Source organism: Streptomyces sp. NPDC048192 (assembly GCF_043202415.1).
Classification (GTDB): Bacteria; Actinomycetota; Actinomycetes; order Streptomycetales; family Streptomycetaceae; genus Streptomyces.
This window is the reverse complement of the sequence record NZ_JBIDAL010000002.1, coordinates 302,373-325,485: the sequence shown is the minus strand read 5'-3', so window position 1 is coordinate 325,485 and position 23,113 is coordinate 302,373. Positions and strand designations below refer to the sequence as shown.

The 23,113-nt window shown below is 73.8% G+C and carries 21 protein-coding genes; 11 read left to right on the top strand and 10 right to left on the bottom strand.

From position 1 onward, the window contains the following. Positions 1 to 5: 5 nt before the first annotated feature. A complete protein-coding gene (locus ACGFZN_RS04340) occupies positions 6 to 4,346 on the top strand; it encodes an HAD-IC family P-type ATPase (protein WP_393856950.1) in 4,341 nt (1,446 codons plus the stop codon). 532 nt (positions 4,347 to 4,878) lie between these two features. Here the strand turns inward: ACGFZN_RS04340 and ACGFZN_RS04335 are convergent. Further along, entirely contained in the window at positions 4,879 to 5,958 is a 1,080-nt protein-coding gene (locus ACGFZN_RS04335; protein ID WP_393856949.1) for an NADH:flavin oxidoreductase/NADH oxidase, read from the bottom strand. 89 nt (positions 5,959 to 6,047) lie between these two features. Between ACGFZN_RS04335 and ACGFZN_RS04330 the strand changes: the two genes are divergently transcribed. Continuing rightward, complete coding sequence (locus tag ACGFZN_RS04330) at positions 6,048 to 6,446, top strand: ArsR/SmtB family transcription factor (RefSeq protein WP_393856948.1); 399 nt, start codon at positions 6,048 to 6,050, stop codon at positions 6,444 to 6,446. On the opposite strand, the gene ACGFZN_RS04325 is transcribed toward ACGFZN_RS04330, so the two are convergent. Together ACGFZN_RS04325 and ACGFZN_RS04320 are read right to left on the bottom strand one after the other, a co-directional pair. Beyond that, complete coding sequence (locus tag ACGFZN_RS04325) at positions 6,363 to 7,751, bottom strand: nucleobase:cation symporter-2 family protein (RefSeq protein WP_393856947.1); 1,389 nt, start codon at positions 7,749 to 7,751, stop codon at positions 6,363 to 6,365. The genes ACGFZN_RS04330 and ACGFZN_RS04325 overlap by 84 nt on opposite strands. Positions 7,752 to 7,937: 186 nt before the next feature. Beyond that, positions 7,938 to 9,272, bottom strand: a complete 1,335-nt coding sequence (locus ACGFZN_RS04320) for an FAD-dependent oxidoreductase (RefSeq protein ID WP_393856946.1) — start codon at positions 9,270 to 9,272, stop codon at positions 7,938 to 7,940. Between the two features lie 149 nt (positions 9,273 to 9,421). Here ACGFZN_RS04320 and ACGFZN_RS04315 point away from each other — a divergent pair, with 149 nt between their 5' ends. Further along, positions 9,422 to 10,123, top strand: coding sequence for a DUF6214 family protein (locus tag ACGFZN_RS04315; protein ID WP_393856945.1), 702 nt, complete (start codon positions 9,422 to 9,424; stop codon positions 10,121 to 10,123). A gap of 52 nt (positions 10,124 to 10,175) precedes the next feature. On the opposite strand, the gene ACGFZN_RS04310 is transcribed toward ACGFZN_RS04315, so the two are convergent. The 3 genes from ACGFZN_RS04310 to ACGFZN_RS04300 form a co-directional block, all read right to left on the bottom strand. Further along, positions 10,176 to 10,844: a TetR/AcrR family transcriptional regulator gene (locus tag ACGFZN_RS04310; protein WP_393856944.1), complete on the bottom strand. Its 669-nt coding sequence runs from the start codon at positions 10,842 to 10,844 to the stop codon at positions 10,176 to 10,178. A 169-nt stretch (positions 10,845 to 11,013) separates the two neighbouring features. Beyond that, a complete protein-coding gene (locus ACGFZN_RS04305) occupies positions 11,014 to 11,703 on the bottom strand; it encodes an HAD family hydrolase (protein WP_393856943.1) in 690 nt (229 codons plus the stop codon). A 50-nt stretch (positions 11,704 to 11,753) separates the two neighbouring features. Continuing rightward, a complete protein-coding gene (locus ACGFZN_RS04300) occupies positions 11,754 to 12,335 on the bottom strand; it encodes a DUF5134 domain-containing protein (RefSeq protein ID WP_393856942.1) in 582 nt (193 codons plus the stop codon). A gap of 175 nt (positions 12,336 to 12,510) precedes the next feature. On the opposite strand from ACGFZN_RS04300, the gene ACGFZN_RS04295 reads away from it, so the two are divergent. Both ACGFZN_RS04295 and ACGFZN_RS04290 read left to right on the top strand, forming a co-directional pair. Then, positions 12,511 to 14,175, top strand: a complete 1,665-nt coding sequence (locus tag ACGFZN_RS04295) for an FUSC family protein (protein WP_393856941.1) — start codon at positions 12,511 to 12,513, stop codon at positions 14,173 to 14,175. Continuing rightward, positions 14,172 to 14,822, top strand: a complete 651-nt coding sequence (locus ACGFZN_RS04290; protein ID WP_393856940.1) for a MarR family winged helix-turn-helix transcriptional regulator — start codon at positions 14,172 to 14,174, stop codon at positions 14,820 to 14,822. The genes ACGFZN_RS04295 and ACGFZN_RS04290 overlap by 4 nt, the downstream gene beginning before the upstream one ends. A gap of 6 nt (positions 14,823 to 14,828) precedes the next feature. Here the strand turns inward: ACGFZN_RS04290 and ACGFZN_RS04285 are convergent, their stop codons facing one another. Then, the gene (locus tag ACGFZN_RS04285; RefSeq protein ID WP_393856939.1) at positions 14,829 to 15,221 is read right to left on the bottom strand and encodes a VOC family protein; all 393 of its coding nucleotides are present in this window, start codon (positions 15,219 to 15,221) and stop codon (positions 14,829 to 14,831) included. Between the two features lie 71 nt (positions 15,222 to 15,292). Between ACGFZN_RS04285 and ACGFZN_RS04280 the strand changes: the two genes are divergently transcribed. Then, positions 15,293 to 15,832, top strand: a complete 540-nt coding sequence (locus tag ACGFZN_RS04280) for a GNAT family N-acetyltransferase (protein ID WP_393856938.1) — start codon at positions 15,293 to 15,295, stop codon at positions 15,830 to 15,832. A 3-nt stretch (positions 15,833 to 15,835) separates the two neighbouring features. On the opposite strand, the gene ACGFZN_RS04275 is transcribed toward ACGFZN_RS04280, so the two are convergent. Further along, positions 15,836 to 16,519: a glycerophosphodiester phosphodiesterase gene (locus ACGFZN_RS04275; protein WP_393856937.1), complete on the bottom strand. Its 684-nt coding sequence runs from the start codon at positions 16,517 to 16,519 to the stop codon at positions 15,836 to 15,838. 393 nt (positions 16,520 to 16,912) lie between these two features. Between ACGFZN_RS04275 and ACGFZN_RS04270 the strand changes: the two genes are divergently transcribed. From ACGFZN_RS04270 to ACGFZN_RS04255, 4 genes are all read left to right on the top strand, one after another. Then, entirely contained in the window at positions 16,913 to 18,310 is a 1,398-nt protein-coding gene (locus ACGFZN_RS04270; protein WP_393856936.1) for a DUF6421 family protein, read from the top strand. Positions 18,311 to 18,369: 59 nt separating this feature from the next. Further along, a complete protein-coding gene (locus ACGFZN_RS04265; protein WP_393856935.1) occupies positions 18,370 to 19,119 on the top strand; it encodes an SDR family NAD(P)-dependent oxidoreductase in 750 nt (249 codons plus the stop codon). Next, complete coding sequence (locus tag ACGFZN_RS04260; RefSeq protein ID WP_393856934.1) at positions 19,116 to 20,186, top strand: threonine aldolase family protein; 1,071 nt, start codon at positions 19,116 to 19,118, stop codon at positions 20,184 to 20,186. The genes ACGFZN_RS04265 and ACGFZN_RS04260 overlap by 4 nt, the downstream gene beginning before the upstream one ends. A 77-nt stretch (positions 20,187 to 20,263) precedes the next feature. Next, on the top strand, positions 20,264 to 20,857 hold the full coding sequence (locus ACGFZN_RS04255) for a transglutaminase family protein (RefSeq protein WP_393856933.1): 594 nt from the start codon (positions 20,264 to 20,266) through the stop codon (positions 20,855 to 20,857). Between the two features lie 352 nt (positions 20,858 to 21,209). Here the strand turns inward: ACGFZN_RS04255 and ACGFZN_RS04250 are convergent, their stop codons facing one another. Further along, on the bottom strand, positions 21,210 to 21,938 hold the full coding sequence (locus ACGFZN_RS04250) for a lysophospholipid acyltransferase family protein (protein WP_393856932.1): 729 nt from the start codon (positions 21,936 to 21,938) through the stop codon (positions 21,210 to 21,212). A 189-nt stretch (positions 21,939 to 22,127) separates the two neighbouring features. After that, on the bottom strand, positions 22,128 to 22,544 hold the full coding sequence (locus ACGFZN_RS04245; protein WP_393856931.1) for a DUF4395 domain-containing protein: 417 nt from the start codon (positions 22,542 to 22,544) through the stop codon (positions 22,128 to 22,130). A 75-nt stretch (positions 22,545 to 22,619) separates the two neighbouring features. Between ACGFZN_RS04245 and ACGFZN_RS04240 the strand changes: the two genes are divergently transcribed. Continuing rightward, positions 22,620 to 23,033 carry a TlpA family protein disulfide reductase gene (locus ACGFZN_RS04240; RefSeq protein ID WP_393857187.1) on the top strand — a complete coding sequence of 138 codons (414 nt, stop codon included), beginning with the start codon at positions 22,620 to 22,622 and terminating at the stop codon, positions 23,031 to 23,033. Positions 23,034 to 23,113: the final 80 nt, after the last annotated feature.

The window sequence follows — 23,113 nt, the reverse complement described above, 5'->3', positions numbered from 1 at the left end:
GGGCCATGGGGATCGGACTGCTGACGGTGCCCTCCGCGGCCGCACGGCTGCTGCCCGCCGCGCCGCGGCTGCTGGCGCCGGCGGTCGGGATGGCCGCCGGCGCCGCCGCGGGAACGGCGCGTGCCGGCGTGCGCGGCGCGGACACCGCCGTACGGGTGGCACGGGTCGCGCGCAACGCGCTGCCCGGCGCCGGTGGCCACTGGCGGGCCGGCGCCCGCGCCCATCTGGCCCTGCGGCCGGTGGAGCGGGAACAGGTGCGGCGTGCGGGCGGCACGGCGCACCTCGCCCGCCGGGTGGCCGAGGCGCTCGCCGAGCGGCCCGACGTGCTCGTCGCCTACTGGGACCAAGGGCTCGCGCGCCTGGTGGTCACCGCGACCGGCGACGAGGCCGCCGACGAGGTCCTGAGCCACGCCGCCGACCTGGCCGAGCGGCACGGCCTCGTGCTGTCCGGCGGCGACGTGGAGGAGACCACCCATCCCGCCGACCCGGCCGGGGTGCGCGCGGCCGCGGCCGCGCTCGCCGCCGACGCCGCGGGCATCGGCGTGGCGGTCACCGCGTACGCGCTGCGGCTGCCGCCCACCCCCCGCGTCGCGACCGCGGCGGTGACGCTGCTGCGGGAGAACCCGCGCTTTCGCTCCTGGCTGCGCGGCCTGCTCGGGGACACCGGCATGGACCTCGTCCTGGCCTGTGCGAACGCAGCGGTCCACGGCGCCGGGCAGACCCCGACCTCGCTGGTGCTCGACGGCGCGCTGCGGGCCTGCCAGGTGGCCGAGACGGTGGCCCGCGCGGCCGCCTTCGACTCGGTGCACGACCAGCTGTGCGCGCCCGGCCGCATCAGCCTTCCGGCAGACGGCGCCCCCCGGCCGCCGCTGCGGGAGTCGCCGGCGCAGGAGTACGCCGAACACGCCTCCGCGGGCAGTGTGCTGGGCGCGGCGGCCACCCTGCTCGTCAAGCACAACGGCGCCGAGGCGGCCGAAGCGGTGCTCGCCGGCTCGCCGAAGGCCGCCCGCTACGGCCCCGCCGCCTTCCACGCGCTGCTCAGCACCGCCCTCGCCCGCACCGGCGTCCTCGTCCGCGACCCCGACCGGCTGCGCCGGCTGGAGATGGTCGGCACGATCGTCCTGGACGCCGACGTGCTGCGCACCGACGAGGGCGAGCCGGACCCGTGGGCCGAACCGGTGCTGGACGCGGCGCGCCGGGCCGGCCTGCGGGTGGTACTGGTGGAAGACCCCGCCCTGGAGGACTTCGTCGGCCTCGCCGACCAGGTCGTGGACGCGCGCCGGCCCCTGGACGACGTGGTGTACCAGGCACGCGGCGACGGAGGCGGGGTGCTCACCGTCGCCCGGGTGTGCTCGGCGGACGACCACGACGTGCTGGCCGGACTGCGCGCGGCCGACATCGCCGTCGCCCTCACCGACCAGGAGGGCGCCGTCGTGTGGGGCGCGGATCTCCTCGCCCTGCACGGACTGCCCGACGTGTGGCGGGTGCTCACCGCGATCCCGGCCGCCCGCACGGTCAGCGGGCACGCCCAGATCCTGGCCCGTTCCGGCGCCGCGCTGTCCGGACTCCTCGTCGCCGTGGGCGAGTCCGGCGGCGGACGGGGACGGTTCGCCGCGCTGCCGGGACTGCGGCACGCCCCGGTCGACGCCGCCGCCGTGTCGGCCCTGCTGTCCGGGGCGCGTGCCGCGTTCGGCGTGGCGACGGCCCGGCCCCCGCACCCGCGGCCGCGCGTGCACTGGCACGAGCTGGCGCCCGAGCAGGCGCGGGAGCGGCTTGAGCACGAACCGGCCGAGGAACACGGCGCGTTCGACGAACTGACCGCCCGCGTGCGCAAGACCGCCGCCGGTGCCGTCCGGCACCCGGCCGCCGCGCCGCTGCGCTGGACCTACCGGCTGGGCCGGGCCGTGCGCGGTGAACTCCACGACCCGCTCACCCCGGTCCTGGCGGTCGGCTCGGCGGCGTCGGCGATCCTCGGCTCGGTCGTGGACGCCCTGCTCGTCGTCGGCGCACTGGACCTGAACGCCCTGGTCGGCGGCATCCAGCGGCTGCGCGCCGAGCGGGCGCTGTCCGGGCTGCTCGCGGAGCAGCAGCAGAAGGCGCGGCTGGTCCCGCCGCAGGACGAGGCGCCGGCCGGCGGCACCCGGACCGTGGAGGCGGGCACCCTGCACCCGGGCGACGTGATCCAGCTGAAGGCGGACGACGTGGTGCCCGCCGACGCCCGGCTGCTGTGGCAGGAGGGCCTGGAGGTCGACGAGTCCGCCCTGACCGGCGAGTCGCTGCCGGTGGAGAAGCAGACCGACCCGACCCCGCACGCCCAGGTCGCCGACCGGCGCTGCATGGTCTTCGAGGGGACGACCGTCGTGGCGGGCCAGGCCCGCGCCGTGGTCGTCGAGACCGGTGAGCACACGGAGGCCGCCCGCGCCGTCCACCTCGCCGCCCGGACACCCCCGGCCGGCGGTGTCCAGGCCCGGCTGCAGGAACTCACCCGCAAGGCGATGCCGTTGACGCTCGCGGGCGGCGCCGCGGTGACGGGTCTGGCGCTGCTGCGCGGCACCCCCATCCGGGAGGCGGTCAGCGGTGGGGTGGCGGTGGCCGTGGCCGCCGTACCGGAGGGCCTGCCGCTCGTGGCCACGGTCGCGCAGCTGGCGGCCGCCCGGCGGCTGAGCCGCGACGGCGTCCTCGTGCGCACCCCGCGCACCCTCGAGGCGCTTGGCCGCATGGACACGTTCTGCTTCGACAAGACCGGCACGCTCACCGAGAACCGGCTGCGCCTGGTGCGCACCTCCGACGCCGACGGCACGGTCCACACGGTGGACGATCCCGGGTCCGCCGGCACCGTCCGGGCCGCCGCCCGCGCCTGCCCGCGCATCAACGGCGGCACCGAGCAGCCCGTGCACGCCACCGACGAGGCCGTGCTGGACGCGGCCGGCCCCGACCCGGACTGGACGCAGCTCGCGGGCCTGCCGTTCGAGGCGGCACGCGGATACGCCGCCGCCGTGGGCCGCGGCGGGGACGGCACCCTGGTGCTGGTGGTCAAGGGCGCACCTGAGACCGTGCTGCCCGCGTGCTCCGGCCTGCCCGAGCACGCCTCCGAGTCGGCACGGGCGCTGGCGGGCGAGGGCCTGAGGGTGCTGGCGGTGGCCGAACGGCGGCTCGGCGCGGACGAGGAACCGGCCGATGTTCTCGAACAGCCGCTGCAGGAGCTGGAGTTCACCGGACTGCTCGCCCTGTCCGACGTACCGCGCGAGACCTCCACGGCGCTGGTGGAGGGCCTGCTGGAGGAAGGGGTACGGCCGGTCATGCTCACCGGCGACCATCCGCAGACCGCGCGGGCCATCGCCGCCGAGCTGGGCTGGCCCGAGGACACCGTGGTGGTCACCGGGGACGAGCTGGCCGCGGCGGACCGGGCGGCCAGGGCCCGCATGCTGCGGGACGCCGGTGTGGTGGCGCGGGTGGCACCGGAGCAGAAGCTGCAGGTCGTGGAGGCATTGCGGGACGCCGGCCGGGTCGTCGGCATGGTCGGCGACGGCGCCAACGACGCCGCGGCGATCCGTGCCGCCGACATCGGCGTCGGGATCAACGCGCGCGGTTCGGCCGCCGCCCGCAACGCCGCCGACATCGTCCTCACCGACGACGACCTCACGGTCCTGATCGACGCGGTCGGCGAGGGCCGGGCGCTGTGGCACAGCGTGGCCGATGCCATCGCCATCCTGATCGGCGGAAACGCGGGTGAGGTCGGCTTCGGGATGCTCGGCACGCTGCTGTCCGGCCGGGCGCCGCTGTCCACCCGGCAGATGCTCATGGTGAACCTCTTCACCGACCTGTTCCCTTCGATGGCGGTCGCGGTCACCGAGCGGGCGGAGGAGGCCGGCATGCTGCGGGCCCGCGGCGGCCGCGCCGGGGACGAGGAGCACGGAACGGCCGGCGCCCGCAGCGGGTCCCCGGAGGACGCCTCCGCCGTGCTCGGCGCGCCCCTGCTGCGGCAGATCCGGCACCGGGCGCTCACCACCTGCCTGGGCGCGGTGACGGCCTGGCTGTTCGGCCGCTTCACCCCCGGCACCGCGCGCCGCTCCAGCACGATGGCGCTGTGCGGGGTGGTCGGCACCCAGCTGGTGCAGACCTGGCTGGACCGGCGCGACAGCCACCTGGTGCAGATCACCTGCCTGGGTTCCGCGGCGGCCCTGGTCGCGGCCGTGCAGACCCCGGTCGTCAGCCAGGCCGTCGGCTGCACCCCGCTCGGCCCGGTCGCCTGGACCGGGGTCGTCGCGGCGATCGCCCTCGCGCTGGCCGGCCAGCGGGCGCTCCCCCGCCTGGAAAAGACGATCACCCGACTGCTGCCGACCTGAGCCGGCCCCGGCTGCGCGCCGGTCCTGGCTGGGCGGGGTCGGATCGAGCGGGGTGGCGCCGGTCTTCCGGCCGGGCTCGGACCGAGGTGGGTGGTGCTGGTCCTGTTCAGCCGGGATGAGACCGAAGGGGTGGTGCCGGTCCTGCCCTGCCGGGATCCGGCCCAGCGGGTGCCCGGTCCTGGCCGACCGGTGTCAGGCCGCGAGGGGTGGCGCGCCTCCTGCCCTGGCGGGATCGGACCGGGGGGTGGCGCTCGTCCTGCCCTCCCAGGACCGGACCGAGCGGGTGCCCGGTCCTGGCCGACCGGTGTCAGGCCGCGAGGGGTGGCGCGCCTCCTGCCCGGCCGAGACCAGACCCAGCGGGGGCGCCCCCCACCCTGCCGGGACCAGACCCAGCGCGTGGTCCCCGGTCCCGCCCTGCCGGGTGGAGCCCAGGGGGGTGGCACCCCTCTGGCCGTCGCCTCAACTTCAGCGGGTGGCGCCTCCCGCCGCGCCGTCCTCAGGCCCAGCGGGTGGCGCCCCCGTCCCGCACGCCTCAGACCGAGCGGTGGTACGGGTCCGGCACGCGGACCTCGCCGCCCAGTTCGCGGGCGGCGTGCCGGGCCCAAGAGGGGTTGCGCAGCAGCTCGCGGCCCAGCAGGACGGCGTCGGCCTCTCCGTTCGTCACGATCTTCTCCGCCTGCCCGGCCTCGGTGATCAGGCCCACCGCGGCGACGCGCAGCGGGCTCGCGGCCTTCACCCGGGCGGCGAACGGCACCTGGTAGCCGGGCCCGGTCGGAATGGTCACGCCGGAGGCGTTGCCGCCGGTGGAGACGTCGAGCAGGTCGACGCCGTGCGCGTGCAGGTCGTGGGCGAAGCGGACCGTGTCCTCGGCGGTCCAGCCGCCGGTCTCGAGCCAGTCGGTGGCCGAGATGCGGAAGAACACAGGCTTCTCCCCGGGGCACACCTCCCGTACCGCGTCCACGACCTCCAGGGCGAACCGCGTGCGGTTCTCGTACGAGCCGCCGTAGGCGTCGGTGCGGTGGTTGGAGTGCGGGGAGAGGAACTCGTTGATCAGATAGCCGTGGGCGCCGTGGATCTCGACGACCTCGAAGCCGGCGGCGAGCGCTCGGCGGGCCGCGGCGGAGAACTGACCGACGACCTCCCGGATCTGTTCCACCGTCAGCTCGGCGGGCACGGGGTGGCGCTCGTCGAAGGGCAGCGCGCTCGGTGCGACCGGCTGCCAGCCGCCCGCCTCGGGGCCGAGTGGCGCGCCGCCCTTCCAGGGCCGGTCGGTGGACGCCTTGCGGCCGGCGTGGGCGAGCTGGACGCCCGGCACCGTGCCCTGCGCGCTGAGGAAGCCGGTGATCCGGCGGAAGGCCTCCACCTGCGTGTCGTTCCACAGGCCGAGGTCGTACGGGGAGATCCGGCCCTCCGGCGCGACCGCGGTGGCCTCCACGACGATCAGGCCGGTGCCGCCCGTGGCCCGTGCGCCGTAGTGCGCGAAGTGCCAGTCGCCGGGGGCGCCCGCGAGCGGCCCCTCTGGCGCTGCCGAGTACTGGCACATCGGGGGCATCCACACCCGGTTCGGGATGGTCACTTCGCGCAGGGTGATGCTTTCGAAGAGGGCGCTCACGTCAGACTCCGTTCGTCACGGGACCGTGGTCGACTCGTACGATAAACCTCGTATTACGATGGGTGTCAAACTACGATGACTCTCGTACGATGCCGTTGACCGAGGAGTTCCGCGACGAAGGGGCAGCCGCCGTGACCGAGACCGCCGCCGCCGGCCGCGCGCTGCCGCACCCGGAGCCCGACGAGATCCGCCTCGAGGGCGTGCTGCACGCGCTCTCCGACCCGATGCGGCTGCGGATCGTACGCGAACTCGCGGCCCGCGACGCCGAGTTGACCTGCTCGCAGTTCGACCTGCCGGTGACCAAGTCCACCTCCACGCACCACTTCCGGGTGCTGCGGGAAAGCGGGGTCATCCGGCAGGTCTACCGGGGCACGGCCAAGATGAACGTGCTGCGCAGGGACGACCTAGATGATCTCTTCCCGGGGCTGCTCGCCAGCCTCCTCGCCGCCGCGGACCGGCAGTCCGTCCGCCTCGGCGGCGACGGCTGAACCAGCCCTGCGGGGAAGGTGGTTGAAGAGCAGGTTCAGGACGATCGCGGACAGGCAGCCCGCGCTGATCCCGCTGTTCATCACCGTCTGGAACCAGTCCGGGAACTTCTCGTAGACCGTCGGCACCCCCACCGGCAGCATGCCGACGGCCACCGACACCGCCACCACCGTCAGATTCTGGGTGCCCGTGAAGTCGACCCGGGCCAGCGTCCGCAGCCCGCTCGCCGCGACCGTGCCGAACATCACCAGCCCGGCCCCGCCCAGCACCGGCGCCGGGATCGCCGCGACCACCGCGCCCAGCTTGGGCAGCAGACCGAGCAGCACCAGGATCCCGCCCGCCGCCGCGACCACCCAGCGGCTGCGCACCCGGGTCAGCCCGACCAGTCCCACGTTCTGCGCGAACGCCGTGTACGGGAAGGTGTTGAACACGCCGCCCAGCACCGTGGAGAGACCGTCCGCGCGCAGCCCGTCGGCGAGCGAGCGCGCTGTCGCCCTCCGCCCGGTCAGCTCACCCACCGCCATGAGGTCGCCGGCCGTCTCCGTCATGGTCACCAGAGCCACCACCAGCATGGACACGATCGCGGAGGCCTTGAAGGCCGGCACCCCGAAGTGGAACGGCGTGCTGACGCCCACCCAGTGGGCGTCGGAGACCCCGCCGAAGTCGGTGAACCCGAACGGCACCGCGACCGCCAGGCCCACCGCGATCCCGATCAGCACGGCGACCCGGCCGAGCGCGGGCGGCGCGAACCGCTGCACGGCCAGCACCACCGCCAGCACGAACGCCGCCAGCGCCAGGTTCCTCGGCTCCCCGAAGTCCTTCGCACCGGCGCCGCCCGCCGCCCAGTTGCCCGCCACCGGCAGCAGCGAGACCCCGATGACCAGGATCACCGTGCCGGTCACCAGCGGCGGGAAGAACCGCAGCAGCCTGCCGAAGACCGGAGCGAGCAGCATGATGGCCAGACCCGCGACGATCACCGAACCGTAGATCGCGGGCAGCCCGCCGCCCGTCGTCCCGATGAGCACCATCGGCGAGACGGCCGCGAACGTACAGCCCTGCATGATCGGCAGCCGGACCCCGAACCGCCAGAAGCCGACGCACTGGATCAGCGTGGCGACCCCGCACACCAGCAGGTCGGCGGTGATCAGGTACGCCAGATCGGCCGGCGAGAGCTTCATCGCGGCGCCCACGATCAGCGGGACGGCGACGGCGCCCGCGTACATCGCGAGCACGTGCTGCAGTCCGAGGGCCGCCAACTGCCGTACCGGCGGTATCTCGTCGACGGGGTGGACGTCTGTGGTGGCCATGGGCACTCCAACCGTGCGCGGGCGGGGGGTGGCATCCGAACAGGACGAGACCGTAGGCGTCTTGCACAGTTTGTTGATTTCCGGACCGTTGCCGGTGTGTGTCATGCCCACCCGGCACCGACGGAACCCCCGGTCACCGGACTACCGGGACCCGGTCACCCGGACTACCCCGACCCTGCCGCCTGGCTACCGCGCCCCGGCCGCCCTGAGCAGCGCGTCCCAGTCGGCCAGCTTCACCACGCTCCGCCCCAGCCGTGCGCCCAGCGCCGCCTCGGCCCGCTCGATCGCCAGCCACCCCGACCACGGCACCGGTTCGATCCCGGCCGCCCGCAGCGCCGCCACCGGGTCCTCGGGCACGTTCCGGCGCGTCAGCGCCGGCGCGTCCGCCAGCAGGGAGGCCGCCGTCTCCTTGGCGCAGGGCCGGTTGGTGCCGATGACACCGGTCGGGCCGCGCTTGATCCAGCCGGCGACGTACTCACCGGGAGAGGGAGCGCCGTCGCGTACGACACGCCCGGCCGTGTTCGGCACCGTGCCGCTCGGCGCGTCGAAGGGCAGCCCGTCCAGCGGCACCCCGCGATAGCCGACCGAGCGCAGCACCAACTGGGCCGGCACCTCCTCGAACCGGCCCGTGCCCGTCACCCCGCCCCGGCCGTCCGGCGCCGTCCGCTCGAAACGCACCGCGCCCACCCGGCCCCGCTCGGCGAGCAGTTCTACCGGGCGCAGGAAGAACCGCAGCCGGATGCGGCGGGCGGCACCCGACGAGGGCCGGCCGGCCCAGCCGCGCAGCACCTCCAGATTGCGCCGCTGCACGGTGGGCAGCGCGGCGGCATCGGCCGGATCCAGCGCCAGGTCGCCCGGATCGACGGTGACCCGGGTTCCGGGCAGCCCGCCCAGCTCGCGCAGCTCCTTGGTGGTGAAGCGGGCCTGGGCGGGGCCGCGCCGGCCCACCATCTGCACCTCGGTGACCCCGCTCGCCGCCAGGGCGTCCAGCGCCCCCTGCGGAATGTCCGTCGGCCGCAGCTCCTCCGCGCCCCGCACCAGCATCCGCGTGACGTCGACCGCCACGTTGCCCACGCCGATGACGACGGCCGCGCGCACCCCGCGCAGGAAACCGGCGTCGGCCGCGTCCGGGTGCGCGCTGTACCAGGCCACGAAGTCGGTCGCCGACCAGCTGCCCGGCAGCTCCTCGCCCGGGATCCCGAGGTGCCGGTCGGTGGCGGCGCCCACGCAGTACACCACCGCGTGGTACAGCTCCCGGAGCCGCTCCACCGGCAGCCCGCCGGGGCCGCCCACCCGGACCCCGCCGAGGAACCGCACCCGCTCGTGCTCCAGCACCGACCGGAGACTGCCCTGCAGCGACTTGATCTTCTCGTGGTCCGGGGCGACGCCGTACCGGACCAGGCCGTACGGGCACGGCAGCCGGTCCAGGACGTCCACGCGCACCTCGGGATCCAGCTGGACCAGCGTCTGGGCGGTGTAACACCCGCTCGGTCCCGAGCCGACGACGGCGATACGCAGCACAGCGGGACTCCTCGGCCGAAGGGGGAAGGAGGGAGAGCGTGCGAACGGCTCCAGCATCGCATCCCCCGGCCCGTCACGGCAGGGTCCGGCGGGGTGACGCCGACGCGTGTCCCATCGTTCGGACGTGATCGCGCCATTACGTTGCGTGTGTGCCAGAAGCGTCCTTTCTTCATCTTTCCGACCGGAACACGGCGGACGGCGCGGTCTCCGTGTGGCCCGCGTGGAAGGTGCGGCAGCACGGCGACGAGCCGGAGCGCGGCGACGTCACGTCCTGGTTCCAGGTACGGCTGGCCTTCCCGGACGGCGCGCGCGTCGACGCCCTGGCCGTGCTGCACGAGGGACGTGTGTCCATCGAGGACGTGCGGGCCGAGCCGGCCCTGTCCCTGGCCGACCTCGCCGTGCTCGCGGACTGGATCGAGGGCCCGCTGTTCGCGTCGTGCGGGGTGGAGCGGCCGGAACCCGGCGCGGGGGAGCGGCCGTACGACGCCGACGCCGACGCAGGCGCAGGCGCAGGCGCAGGAGACGCGGCGGGCGAGGGCGGGGAGGGCGGCGGCCGGCGGCCGGAGGACGGGGACGGACCGGAAGCCGGTGACGAGGCCCGCGAGGCGGGGGAGGGCGGAGAGGGCGACGTGCTGTGCGCGGGACCGCAGCACGCGCGGCCGGTCCGGTTGCGTGGCGTCGAGGGCAGCCGGCGGGTCGCGCAGGAGTACCGCGCCGCCCAGGAGGCGGGCGCCGACCCGGTGCTCGCCGTGATGAACGCGACCGGACGCAGCCGTCGGCGCTCCCTCCGGCTGATCGCCCAGGCCCGGGACGCAGGCTTCCTGACACCCCGTCACGTACGCCGCGACTGACGCGGGCCGTCTCCGCGGCGGGCCCGGACGCGCCCGGTGTGCTCCTGCGTCCTCAGGGGCTGCTCGGGCGCTCCTCTGTGGCGAAGAACCGGGACAGATCCCGCTTCCGGGACCCCTCGTCCGTCTCCTTCTCCGGCGGCAGTCCCGACTCCCGGTCGAGCCCGTACCGCTGGAACAGCTCGGCTCGCAGCGCGGGAACGGGCATCGGCACCCCCGGCACCAGCGCGGCGTACACCGCGCCCATCAGCAGGGCCCGCAGCATCGGATAGTCGGCGGCGACGTCCTGCGAGCCGCACCGGGCGACCGTGTCGCTCAGCAGCTCCGACAGCCGGCGCTGCTCCGGGCACTGCACGAAGCCCTCCGCCTGCAGCAGCCCCGCCATGTGCTGGCGCATCAGCACCGGCCGGTCGCGGGCGAGGCCCAGGATCGCGTCGATGGCCCGTGCCAGCCGCTCCCGGCCGTCGTCGGTGCGCGGCTCCCGCTCCAGCGCCTCCTCCAGCGTGCGGTGCATCAGCCGGTGCACGGCGGACTGCACCAGCTGGCGCTTGCCGGGGAAGTAGTACGACACCAGTCCGCGCGCCGAACCGGCACGGTCCGCGATGTCGCCCAGGGTGGTGGCCTCGAATCCGTGCTCGTCGACCAGCTCCACGGCGGCCTGCAGCAGCCGCTCCCGGGAACGCCGCCGCAACTCTTCATTGACCGAGGCGCTGCGCGGGGACATCCTGTAACTCCTGCGTTGACTGGCTGCCAGCCAACTATACTCAACGCGGTGGGCACCGCCATGCGCGGGCCCTGTCCAGGGCTGCCGTCCGTCTGGGGCGACGCGGGGGATCGTCTCAGGCGGGCGGCTGACGGACCGGGCGCGACGGACAGTGGGGCATGGACGGGCCTCAGCCCACCAGATCCAGCACCGGCAGCAGCGCGTCGGGGCGGTCCGTCACCGGCAGGTGGTCGACGAAGTGCACCCGGCAGCCGAGCGCCGCCGCTCCGCCGTCGGCCTCCTTGCTGTCGCCCACCATCACCGTGTCGCGCGGATCCGCGCCGAGCGCCGCGCAGGCGACCGAGAACAGCCGCGGATCCGGCTTCTGCACGCCGTGCTCGTACGACAGCACATACGTGTCCACGTACCGGTCGAGCCCGTGCTCGCGGAACACCGGGCGCAGGTCCCAGCCGATGTTGCTGACCACGCCGACGGCGATGCCGCGCTCGCGCAGCGTGCGCAGCACCTCCTCGGCGTCGGGGTAGGGCGCCCAGGCGGCCGGGGTCCTGTGCCGCTCGTACAGCGCGTCGTGCAGCCCGGGGTCGGGCAGCGGCACCCGCCGGGACAGGCCCGTGTACGCCGCCCGGTGCAGCTCCGCGCTCTTGTCCCGCACCGCCCAGAGCCCGGCCAGGTCCGCCGGCACCTCCACCGGTGACGCACCGCCCGGCAGCGCACCGGCCGTCTCCAGCTCCCTCGCCCTGGCCTTCAGCTCGGGCTCGGGCAGGGTGTGCCCCGTCTCGGCCAGTACCGCCCGCAGCCAGGACTCGGTGGACTCGACGCGGAACAGCGTCCCGGAGAAGTCGAACAACACGGCAGTCATGCGCCCGACCCTATCCGCGCCGCTGACATGGCCCGCTCATCCTTATCCGGTCACATGGTGAGCAGCATGGCCACCATGCCGATCCCCATCGACAGCCGGCAGGCACGCGCCAGCTCCGGCCGGTCGCCCCAGCCGAGCGGCCTTCCGCCCGGTTCTGGCCGGCCGCGAGCCCCGGCCGCCGGTTCAGGACCGGTCGCCGGGACCAGCCGGGCGCCGGTGAGCAGCACGTACCCGGTGAAGTACAGCAGCAGCGCGCCGGTCAGCAGCGGCAGGCCGGAGCCGCCGTGCGTGTGGTGCGCGCCGGGCGGGGCCGCCGCCATCGCCACCGACACGTAGACCATGGCCCCCGTGCCCACCAGGTGGTGCAGATGGTGCGGCGCGGCGCGCGCGGCCCACAGCGCGCGCAGCGCCGCCGCACCGAACACGGCCGCGTAGAGCGGCCACGCCCATCGCGGCGGCGTGAACACCGCCGCCGGCACGGCCATCACGGCCATGCCGAAGCCCATGAGGGCCTCGCCGCCCGCGGCCCGGCGCTGCTCCTCGACGCCGCTGCGCATCCGCAGCAGGCAGTACGTCCCCGTCGCCGCGCACAGGGCGACCAGCAGCCACGCTGCCGACACCGGTCCGGGCACGCGCACCTCCCCGTTCGACGGTCGGTCGAGGGATGCGATGCCCGCCTCGGGCGGAGCGCACGCGAGCGCAATGGTGTACACGGGGAGCATACGGCGGAGCACGGACGGTGAGCGGCCGGTCCGCCTGGCCTGCGCCCATGAATTTTACGAGTAAAACACCTGCTAAATTGAATGTATGAGCACTGCCCGCACCCACCGACTTCCCCTCGCCGGAGTGCTCCGCCTGGGGCGGCCCTCCGACATCTGGTTCAAGCCCGCGCTGAGCGTGGTCGCCGCGGTCGCCCCGGCCAATCTCACTCTGCTGGCGCTCGGCCGCCTCGACCTCGCGATGTACACGATGGCCGGGTCGCTGTGCGCGCTCTACGGCCACAGCCGGCCCTACGCCGCCCGCGCCCGCGTGCTGGCCTGGGTGGTGCTCGGCATGGTCGGCGGGCTCACGGTCTCTCTCGTGGCCGCGTCCCTGACGCACAGCGCGGTGGTCCTCGTCACCGTGGGCGCCGTGCTGGCGGCCGTGCAGAAGGCCGTCAGCGACGCCACCCGGCTCGGGCCCCCCGGCAACGTGGTGCTGACCTTCATCAGCTCCGCCTCGCTGTTCGCGCCGCAGACCCTCGGCCAGGTGCCCGGGCACGCCGCGCTGGCCCTGGCGGCCGGCGCCTGGGCCTGGCTGGTCGGCATGGCGCCGGGACTGCTCCGCCCGCACGGCCCGGAGCGCCGCGCCACCGCCCGGGCACTCGACGCCGCCGCCGCGTACGCCGATGCGTGCGGCACCGCCGACGGTCCGCCCCGGGCCCGCGCCGCGAGCGCCGCCGCGATCCACGCCGCCTGGCAGTCGCTGCTCGCCGCGGGCGCCCGCCCGGACCGCAACCGGCGCGCCCTCGAACGCCTCCTGATCCGCGCCGAGGTCGCCCTCGCCGCGCCCGCCGACACCGACCCCGCACGGCTGCGCGCCTGGGCCCGTGAGCTGCGCGGCACCGGCCGGATCCCGCGCGTCGGCGCCCCGCGCGAGTCCGCGGACGAACTCCTCGGCGTGGACTCCGAACTCGCCGTGCCGCGGCCGCCGTTGCGTCGCCGGCTGGCCCCGTGCGCCCCGATCGCCGTCCGCACCGCGATCGGCTGCGCCCTCGCCGGTTACGCCTCCCTCGCCCTCGGGGTGGGCCGGCCGTACTGGGCCCTGGTCACCGCGGCCTCCCTCTACCAGGCCAACCTCACCCTCACCTGGAGCCGCGCCGTCCAGCGGGTGGTCGGCAACGTCCTCGGCGTCCTGGTCTTCGCCGCCCTCGCCCCCGTCGCCCATCTCCACCCGGCCGCGCTGGTGCTGTCCGTCCTCGCCCTCAACTTCGGCGCGGAGGCGCTGATCGGCCGCAACTACTGGCTCGGCACCGTCTGCGTGACCCCGATGGCCCTGCTCATCACCGAGTTCGCCCGCGCCCAGAACCCTGCCGAGCTGATCACGGAGCGGGTCATGGACACCCTCGTCGGCGCTCTGGTCGGCTTCGTCGCGGCGGTCGCCGTCACCAACCGGCGCGCCGGCGACCGCCTCGAGCACGCGCTGGCCACGGCGGAACGCGCCCGCGAGAACGCCGCCCGGCTGCTGGCCGAGCCGCGCCCGGCCCCGCATGCCCTGGAAGCCGCCCGCCGCGCCCTCGCCGCCGCCCTCGCCGACCTGCGCGCCACGGCCGACGCCGCCTCCGGCGAGTGGTGGCAGCGCGCCCTGCCCGAGGAGCGGGTCGTGCTCACCGAGCGGTCCGGACACCGTACGCTCGCGGCGACGGTGCGACGCCAGGGCTTCGTGCCGCAGCGGGACCAGGACGGCAGAGCGACGGAGGAGGTACGGCCATGACGGGGACGAACGGCGGACACGCGCCGGCGGACGACACGCCCGGCGGCGACCGGGCGCGCGACCACGGACGGCCCTCCGGCCCGCGAACCGGTGGCGCGCTGCCGGGGAGGGACGGGGCCACGGCCGGCGCCGGGGCGCGGCGCGACGCCGACACCGTCGCCGCCGTCGTCCGGCAGTGGCGTGGCGTGCATCCCGAGCTGGACACCGGGCCCATGGAGGTCATCGGCCGGATCAACCGGTGCGCCGCGCTGCTCCAGCAGGCCGAGGACGCCCCGCTGCGCCGCGCCGGGCTCAGCCGTCCCGAGTTCGACCTGCTGGGCGCGCTGCGCCGCACCGGGCACGAGCTGACCCCCGGCGAGCTGGCCCGCGAGACCTTCTCCTCCGGAGCCGCCGTCACCAAGCGGCTGAAGCAGCTGACCGAACGCGGGCTCGTCGAGCGGCGCGGCGACACCCGCGACCGCCGGGTCGCCCACGTCCGTCTCACCGACGCCGGCCGCGACCTGGTCGACGGCATCCTGCCCGAGCAGCTCGCCTACGAGACGGCGGTCCTGTCCGTCCTGGCCCCGCAGGGGCAGGGCGAACTCGCCGGTCTGCTCGCGGAGTTGCTGAGCCGCCTTGAGGGCCGCATGGAGGCCCTGCGGGCCTGACCGGCGCTAGACGCCCGGGCGGTAGCGCATCGGATGGTCCTCGGGAACCTCCACGAGGGCGATGCGGATGCCGTCCGGGTCGGCGATCCACATCTCGACCAGCCCCCACGGCTCCTTCACCGGCGGCCGGACGATCTCGACGCCCTTGGCCCGCAGCTCCTCGTGCGCGGCCGTGACGTCCTCGACCTGGAGCCAGAGCCGGACCCCGGGGGACTGCGGGGCGTCGGACCTGCCGGAGACCTCCAGGAAGCCGCCGCCGAGGAAGTAGACCGTCCCGCGCTCCGGTCCCGTGCCGAACTCGCGGTAGACCGACAGGCCCAGCTGATCGCCGTAGAAGGTCCGGGAGCGCTCGGGGTCGGTGGGGGTGAGCAGCGTCCGGCTGCTGAGTACGTGCACCATGCGGGTGGAGCCTAGTGGCAGGGTTACCCTCGACCCTGGCCGAGCCACGCCCGAGATCGGAGTAAGCCCCCATGGAGACCCCCACCGCCGGCCCCGCCTTCCGCGACGCCACCGACGCCGACGTCGACGCGCTGGTCGCGCTGATCGAGTCCGCCTACCGCGGCGACTCCAGCCGGGCCGGGTGGACCACCGAGGCGGACATCCTCCAGGGGCAGCGGACGGATCCCGAGGGCGTGCTGGAGGTGATCAAGTCGCCCGAGAGCCGGCTGCTGGCCGTGGAGCAGGACGGCGAGATCGTCGCCTGCTGCCAGCTGGAGCACCGCGGCGACCACGCCTACTTCGGCATGTTCGCGGTCCGTCCCGGCCTGCAGGGCGCGGGCCTGGGCAAGACGGTCATGGCGGAGGCCGAGCGCCAGGTCCGCGAGGACTGGGGCGTCACCGAGATGCACATGACGGTGATCTCCGTCCGGGACGACCTGATCGCCTGGTACGAGCGCCGCGGCTACCGCCGTACGGGAAAGATGTCGCCCTTCCCGTACGGCGACGAGCGCTTCGGCATCCCGCAGCGTGACGACCTGCAGTTCGAGCTGCTGGTCAAGAAGCTCGGGTGACCGTCACGCCGTGAAGCGGCCCGTGCGCTTGATCTCGGGGAAGTCGGTCGTGGCGCCGTCCAGCTCCAGCGCGCGCACCAGCCGCAGATGATCCTGGGTGTTGACCACCCAGCCGATGATCCGCAGCCCGGACCCGCGCGCGTGCTCGACGACCTCCAGGGTGAGCCGTCGGATGTTGAGGCAGACGGTCGCCGCACCGACGGCGACCGCGCGCTCCACCACGTCGGTGCCGTAGCGGCTCGCGATCAGCGCCGTGCGCACGCCCGGCACCAGCCGGGTGATCTGGGCGATCGCGTCGTCGTGGAACGACGACACCTCCACGCGCCCGACCAGGTCGCGGTCGTGCATCACCGCCGCGAGCGCACGGGCCGCCGCCGCGTCCTTGATCTCGGCCTGCAGCGGCGTGCGGACCGCCTCCAGCACCTCCTCGAACACCGGGACGCGCTCGCCGCGGCCCGCGTCCAGGGCGCGCAGCTCGGCCAGGGTCTTGTCGGCGATCGGCCCGGTGCCGTCGGTCGTGCGGTCCACCTCGTCGTCGTGCATGACGACCAGGGCGCCGTCCTTGCTCAGGTGCAGATCGAGTTCGATGACGTCGAGGCCGGCGTCCTGCGCGGCGACGAAGGAACGAAGGGTGTTCTCGGGCTCGACACCCATGACCCCGCGGTGACCGATGGTAAGGAAGTTCAAGGTTCGACTCCGTTCCGTCGACGGCGGCTCGGGCACGCGCGGAACGGGCGGACGCCGTCGTCCGCGCGGGCAGAGTCGCAGCCTAACGGCCGAGCCCCGCGATGAACCCGCACGTGCACGAGGCATACGGGTGCGTGGCGGCCGTCGACTGGCCGGTATGCGCCCCTGCCGTCACCCTCGGGTGGGCGCGTCCCCGCGCCCGCGGCCGACCGGATCCCTACGGCCCCGCGCACCCGTCGACTCGATCGAAGTGAGCGTCGTCACGGTTTACGACAGGAAAAATGCCGGTGACCAAGGGCCTCGGCAGAATAATTTCCCGATCTGCCTCTTGCTGACTGAATCGGGGTATGCATACGGTGTCCTTACGCGAGCTTCTCCCGTGGAGGATGGGTCATGACGGAAATTCTTGTGCAGGCGGGTGCGGAGGGACAGATTCCTTCGTCGACCAGGGTGGTTGAGCACCCGGCCTGGCCCGTGCTCAAGGATGCCGTGGAGCGGATCCGGCCGTGGCAGTCCAAGGACGGATCGATCGACTTCGACGCCGAGGGCGCGCCGGACAAGGCCGAAGCGGAGGGGGCCGTACGGCGTGTCGTCGAGGCGGTCGAGCAGCTGTCCCCGCTGCTCCCGCACGACGAGGCCTACCACCACGCCCTGGTGAGGGACCTGCACCGCTGGGCCGAGGGCGGCTTCCAGGTCCCGGACTTCCTGGACTCCCTGCTGGCCTTCCAGCCCGCCGCGAACCGCGTGGACGGCCTGCAGCACCTGGTCGTCTTCCCGATGTACACGCAGAACGGCAACCTCGACCGCAACCTGGAGGCGGTCGTGCTGCGCATGGTCTGGCCGGACTGGCTGGCCGAGCTGGAGCGCACCCGCTACGACAACCCGCTGTTCTGCGGCATCACCTTCGAGGACTTCACCTCCGGCTACGACACCAACTCCGCGGTGCTGTTCCCGGAGACCATCGCCGTGCGCGAGGCGCCGGAACGCTTCTCCTGGGGTGGCATCTTCTGTGACCGCGAGGCCGCCCGCTTCCGCCGGGTCACCGCCGCCGCCGTCGACATCCTGGGCCTCGACCTGCCCGGGGACATCGCCGCGATGGTCGACGACCAGAAGCGCTGCGAGGAGGCCTTCGTTCTGTGGGACATGGTCCACGACCGCACCCACAGCCACGGCGACCTGCCCTTCGACCCGTTCATGATCAAGCAGCGCCAGCCGTTCTGGATGTACGGCCTGGAGGAGCTGCGCTGCGACCTCACCGCCTTCAAGGAGGCCGTCAAGCTCCAGGCGGACGGCGTCCCGCAGGCCCGTGACGTGCAGTACGCGGTGCTCTTCGACCGGATGTTCCGCTTCCCGGTCACCGGCGACCGCAACCGCAACTACGACGGCCTCGGCGGCCAGCTGCTCTTCGCCTACCTGCACAAGCACGACGTCGTCCGCTGGACCGACAACAAGCTCTCCATCGACTGGGAGCGCGCCCCGCAGGTCACCAACCAGCTCTGCGCCGAGATCGAGAAGCTCTACAAGGACGGCATCGACCGCCCGAAGCTGGTCCACTGGTTCGCCGGCTACGAGCTGGTCGCCACCTACCTCGCCCCGCACCCGGGCTCCAAGTGGGCCAAGGGCCCCGACGCCCTGGACCTGACCCAGCCGCCGCGCAAGCTCGTGGACGACGTGCTTCCGGACGAGTTTCCGCTGAGCATGTTCTACGAGGCCCTGTCCAAGAAGCTGAAGAATGTGATCGCCTCGACCAAGGGCATCACGGCGGACAGCGCCGAGCGGATCGCCGCGTGAGCGACCGCATCGACGGCAACACTGCCTCAGACGAGAACACTGCTTCAGAGGGGAACAACGTGGCGAACAACGGGTCTCTCAGCGGTGCGGTGATCGCGGTGGCCGGCGCGGGCGGACCCGCCGGGCACGCGACCCTGGTCCGGCTCGCCGAGGCCGGCGCGGTCGTGGTCGGCGCCGACAACAACCCCGAGCGCCTGGCGGAGGCCGTGGACGCGGCCCGCTACGCCCGCGGCGGGGCCACGGTCACCGGCGAGACGGTCGACCTGCTGGACCTGGCCGACACCCGGGCCTGGGCCGACCGCATCGAGAAGGACCACGGGAGGATCGACGGCCTGGTCCACCTGGTCGGCGGCTGGCGCGGCAGCGCGACCTTCGCCGAGACCGACCTCGCCGACTGGGACCTGCTGGAGAAGCTGCTGATCCGCACCGTCCAGCACACCTCCCTCGCCTTCTTCGACGGCCTGCAGCGCAGCGACCGCGGCCGCTATCTGCTGATCAGCGCCGCCGGCGCGTCCAAGCCCACCGCGGGCAACGCGGCGTACTCCGCGGCCAAGGCCGCCGCCGAGGCGTGGACGCTGGCCATGGCCGACGGCTTCCGCAAGGCGGGGGGCGAGGCCGGTCCGCGCTCGGCGGCTGCCATCCTGGTGGTGAAGGCGCTGGTGCACGACGCGATGCGCGCCGAACGCCCCAACGCGAAGTTCGCGGGCTTCACGGACGTCAAGGACCTCGCCAAGGAGATCGAGGACGTCTGGAGCAGGCCCGCCGCGGAAGTGAACGGAAACCGTCTGTGGCTGACCGAGAAGCCGTGAACCCTCCGAAGACCGACGCGCGTCGCCATCACGACCCGCAGGTCCGCGGTTTCGCCAGTGACAACTACGCCGGGGCCCACCCGGAGGTACTGGCCGCCCTGGCCCTCGCCAACGGCGGCCACCAGGTGGCCTACGGCGAGGACGACTACACCGAGAACCTCCAGCGGATCATCCGCAGCCACTTCGGGGCCACCGCGGAGGCCTTCCCGGTCTTCAACGGCACCGGCGCGAACGTCGTCGCGCTCCAGGCGGTCACCGACCGCTGGGGCGCGGTGATCTGCGCCGAGAGCGCCCACATCAACGTGGACGAGGGCGGCGCGCCCGAGCGGATGGGCGGCCTGAAGCTGCTCACGGTGCCCACGCCGGACGGCAAGCTCACGCCCGAGCTGATCGACCGGCAGGCGTACGGCTGGGAGGACGAGCACCGCGCCATGCCGCAGGTCGTCTCGATCACCCAGAGCACCGAGCTGGGCACCCTCTACACGCCGGACGAGATCCGCGCGATCTGCGAGCACGCCCACGCGCACGGCATGAAGGTGCACCTGGACGGCTCCCGGATAGCCAACGCCGCGGCGTCCCTGGACGTGCCCATGCGGACGTTCACCGACGCCGTCGGCGTCGACATCCTCTCCCTGGGCGGTACCAAGAACGGCGCCGTCTTCGGCGAGGCCGTCGTGGTGATCAACCAGGACGCCGTGCGGCAGATGAAGCACCTGCGGAAGATGTCGATGCAGCTGGCCTCCAAGATGCGCTTCGTCTCGGTGCAGCTGGAGGCGCTGCTGGCCAAGGACCTGTGGCTGCGCAACGCCCGGCACGCCAACGAGATGGCCCAGCGCCTCGCCGAGGGGGTGCGCGCGGTGCACGGCGTGGAGATCCTCTACCCGGTGCAGGCCAACGGCGTCTTCGCGCGGCTCCCGCACGACGTGTCCGAGCGCCTGCAGAAGCGCTTCCGGTTCTACTTCTGGGACGAGGCCGCCGGGGTGGTGCGCTGGATGTGCTCCTTCGACACCACCGAGGAGGATGTCGACACCTTCGTGGCCGCGCTCAAGGAGGAGATGGCGCGCTGACCCGAGTCATGCATAGGTATGCGGTCGTTCGAAAAGTCATTGACTGACGAGCGGCCGCGTTCCTATGCTCTGCGGCCATGGAGCTGATCCAGAACACCCCCGACCTGTCCGCGTACTTGGCCGCGGACGAGGCCATCGACCATCACCACCCCGTGGTCCGGGAGACGGCCGCGAGGCTGGCCGCCGAGGCGGACGACTCGTATGCCTATGCGCGGGCCGCCTATGAATTCGTCCGCGACACCATCCCGCACTCCGCCGACGCCGGCGACCCCCGCGTCACCTGGCGGGCCTCCGACGTGATCGAACAGCGCACGGGCATCTGCCATGCCAAGGCGCACGCGCTGACGGCCCTGCTGCGCGCGGAGGACATCCCGACGGCCCTGTGCTACCAACGGCTGACGCATGACGCCGGAACCGGCCATGTGCTGCACGGACTGGTCGCCGTCCGCTTCCACGGCGGCTGGCACCGGCAGGACCCGCGCGGCAACAAGCCCGGCGTCGACGCCCGGTTCTCCCTGGACGGCGAGCGGCTGGCCTGGATCCCCGACCCCGCGGCCGGCGAGCTGGACCACCCGGTCCTGTACGCCGCACCGCACCCGGTCGTCCTCGACGCCATGAAGGCGGCCCCGGACCGGCCCCACCTGTGGAAGACCCTGCCCGACGCCCTCTGAGGCCTCGCCGAGCCGGGGTGCGCCGGGGACTCTTGGCGAAGTGGCCGCCGCCGGCCGCGAGTTCGCGCACCGGGCCGGACGAGAGCGCACCCGGCGTCGGCGGTGTCCTTCACATCACGGCCAGAGGAACCAGCCGGCCGGAGCCGTGCACGACCGCAGCCGCCGACGCCGCCATCGACCGGGGCCGCGCCGACGAGCCCGCTCTTCATGGCCGGCGCTTCCGCAACTCCCCAGGGGCGGTGTCCTGCTGACATGACGTTCATCGCTGGGCGCGACCAGCCCCACCGGCCCGCAGCGGAACACACCACCGAGGCCCGGCCGTCACCGCCCCACCCGGCCCAAGTGCCGCAGGCTACCGCGCTTCGGCCGCCCGCAGCTGCTCCGCAGTCGGTGCCGTGCCCCCGAGGTGGGCCGGCAGCCACCAGGCGTCCTCCAGGCCCTTGGGGCGGCCAGGGTAGGCGCGCTGTGCGGCGTCCAGCAGTTCCTGGACGCGCTCGCGGAGCCGGCGCGTGATGGCGCCCGCGTACTGGTCGCGGGGTGCCTCGACCGCCTCTCCGACCCGGATGGTGACGGGCAGGTGGCTGCGCTTGAAGTTGCGCGGCTGCCCCTTGGTCCACAGCCGCTGGGTGCCCCACACCGCCATCGGGATCAGCGGGACGCCGGCGTCCTGGGCGAGCCGGGCCGCACCCGACTTGAAGCTCTTCAGCGTGAACGACTGCGAGATGGTGGCCTCCGGGAAGACCCCGACGACCTCACCGGAACGCAGCGAGTCCAGCGCGTGCTCGTAGGCGGCCTCGCCCTGCTTGCGGTCGACCGGGATGTGCCGCATGCCGCGCATCAGCGGACCGGAGATCCGGTGGCGGAAGACGGACTCCTTCGCCATGAAGCGGACCAGGCGCTTCTGCGGCAGGGCCGCCAGGCCGTTGAAGATGAAGTCCAGATAGCTGATGTGATTGCTCACCAGCACGGCGCCGCCCGAGCGCGGGATGTTCTCCGACCCCTGGCAGTCGATCTTCAGATCCCAGACCTTGAACATCGTCTTGGCGAAACCGATGACGGGACGGTAGACCAGCTCTGCCATGGGCGGGGTGGACCCTTTCTGCTCTGCTCGGGAAAGGGGGGCTCCCGGCGGGGAAGTTACGGGGCCGTAGGTTTACGGCGTCTCGCAGATCGTGCCCGAAGAACGGACGGGTAGCCAGTCCTGGTGCCCCGCGGCGGCGAGATCCTCGTCACGTCGGCCTACACCCCACCTCGGATCTTTAAACGCCTTTTACTCCCCGCGTACCGTGGCCCTCTTCAGAAGCAGGAACATCTCGCACCCGAGGCAGTAGCCGAACGCGGCGTTGAGGAACGCGGCCGCGAGCGCGGCGCCGGTCGCGGCCAGCCCCAGCCACTCCGGACCCGCCGTGAACCCGACCAGGCCGAGCCCCGCGAACACCAGCCCCACGGCCTGCGCGAACCTCGGAGGCTCCGGCGCCTCGAACTCCCTGGGCGGCCCGAGCCGGGGCCGTACGGCCGTGCGGAAGGCCCAGCCGTAGGGCGAGCGCTGCACGCCCGCCGCCGCGCCCAGCGCGAACGCCAGCGTCTGCCAGCCCAGCACCCACACGTTCTCCAGACTCAGGGCCACGGCCAGGACGGCCGTCGTCACGGCCGCCGCGAAGCGCGGCCCTCTCGCGTCGATGTCCATGAAGCAAGCATTCCGCAACGGCAACGCCCCCGGGAGGCGGGAATCTTTGCAGTCTCGTGAATGCTTGTGCAGATGATGACCGGAGTGATGGTGTGCGTGGCGGTGCTCCTCGTGGCGAGCGCCGCAGGAGTGCTGCACAGGCGGCGGAGCGGGAGAGTGCGGGTGCGCGGGCGGGACGACGGCAAGCGGCTGGGACCGGCCGAACTCGGCGGCGAACTCGGCGAGCGGGCCACCCTGGTCCAGTTCTCCAGCGCCTTCTGCGCGCCCTGCCGGGCCACCCGGCGCGTCCTCGGCGAGGTCGCGGACATGGTCCCGGGAGTGACCCACGTCGAGATCGACGCCGAGGCGCACCTGGGCCTCGTACGCGACCTGGAGATCCTGAAGACGCCCACCGTGCTGGTGCTCGACGCCGACGGGCGGATCGTGCGGCGGGCCACGGGACAGCCCCGCAAGGCCGATGTCATCGCGGCACTCGGGGAAGCCGTGTGAGGGGGCCTCAGCAGACCGCGCGGCGCCTTCCGGATCCCGGACCGTGCTTGACTGTGCGCACCATCCATCGTCAGCCTGAC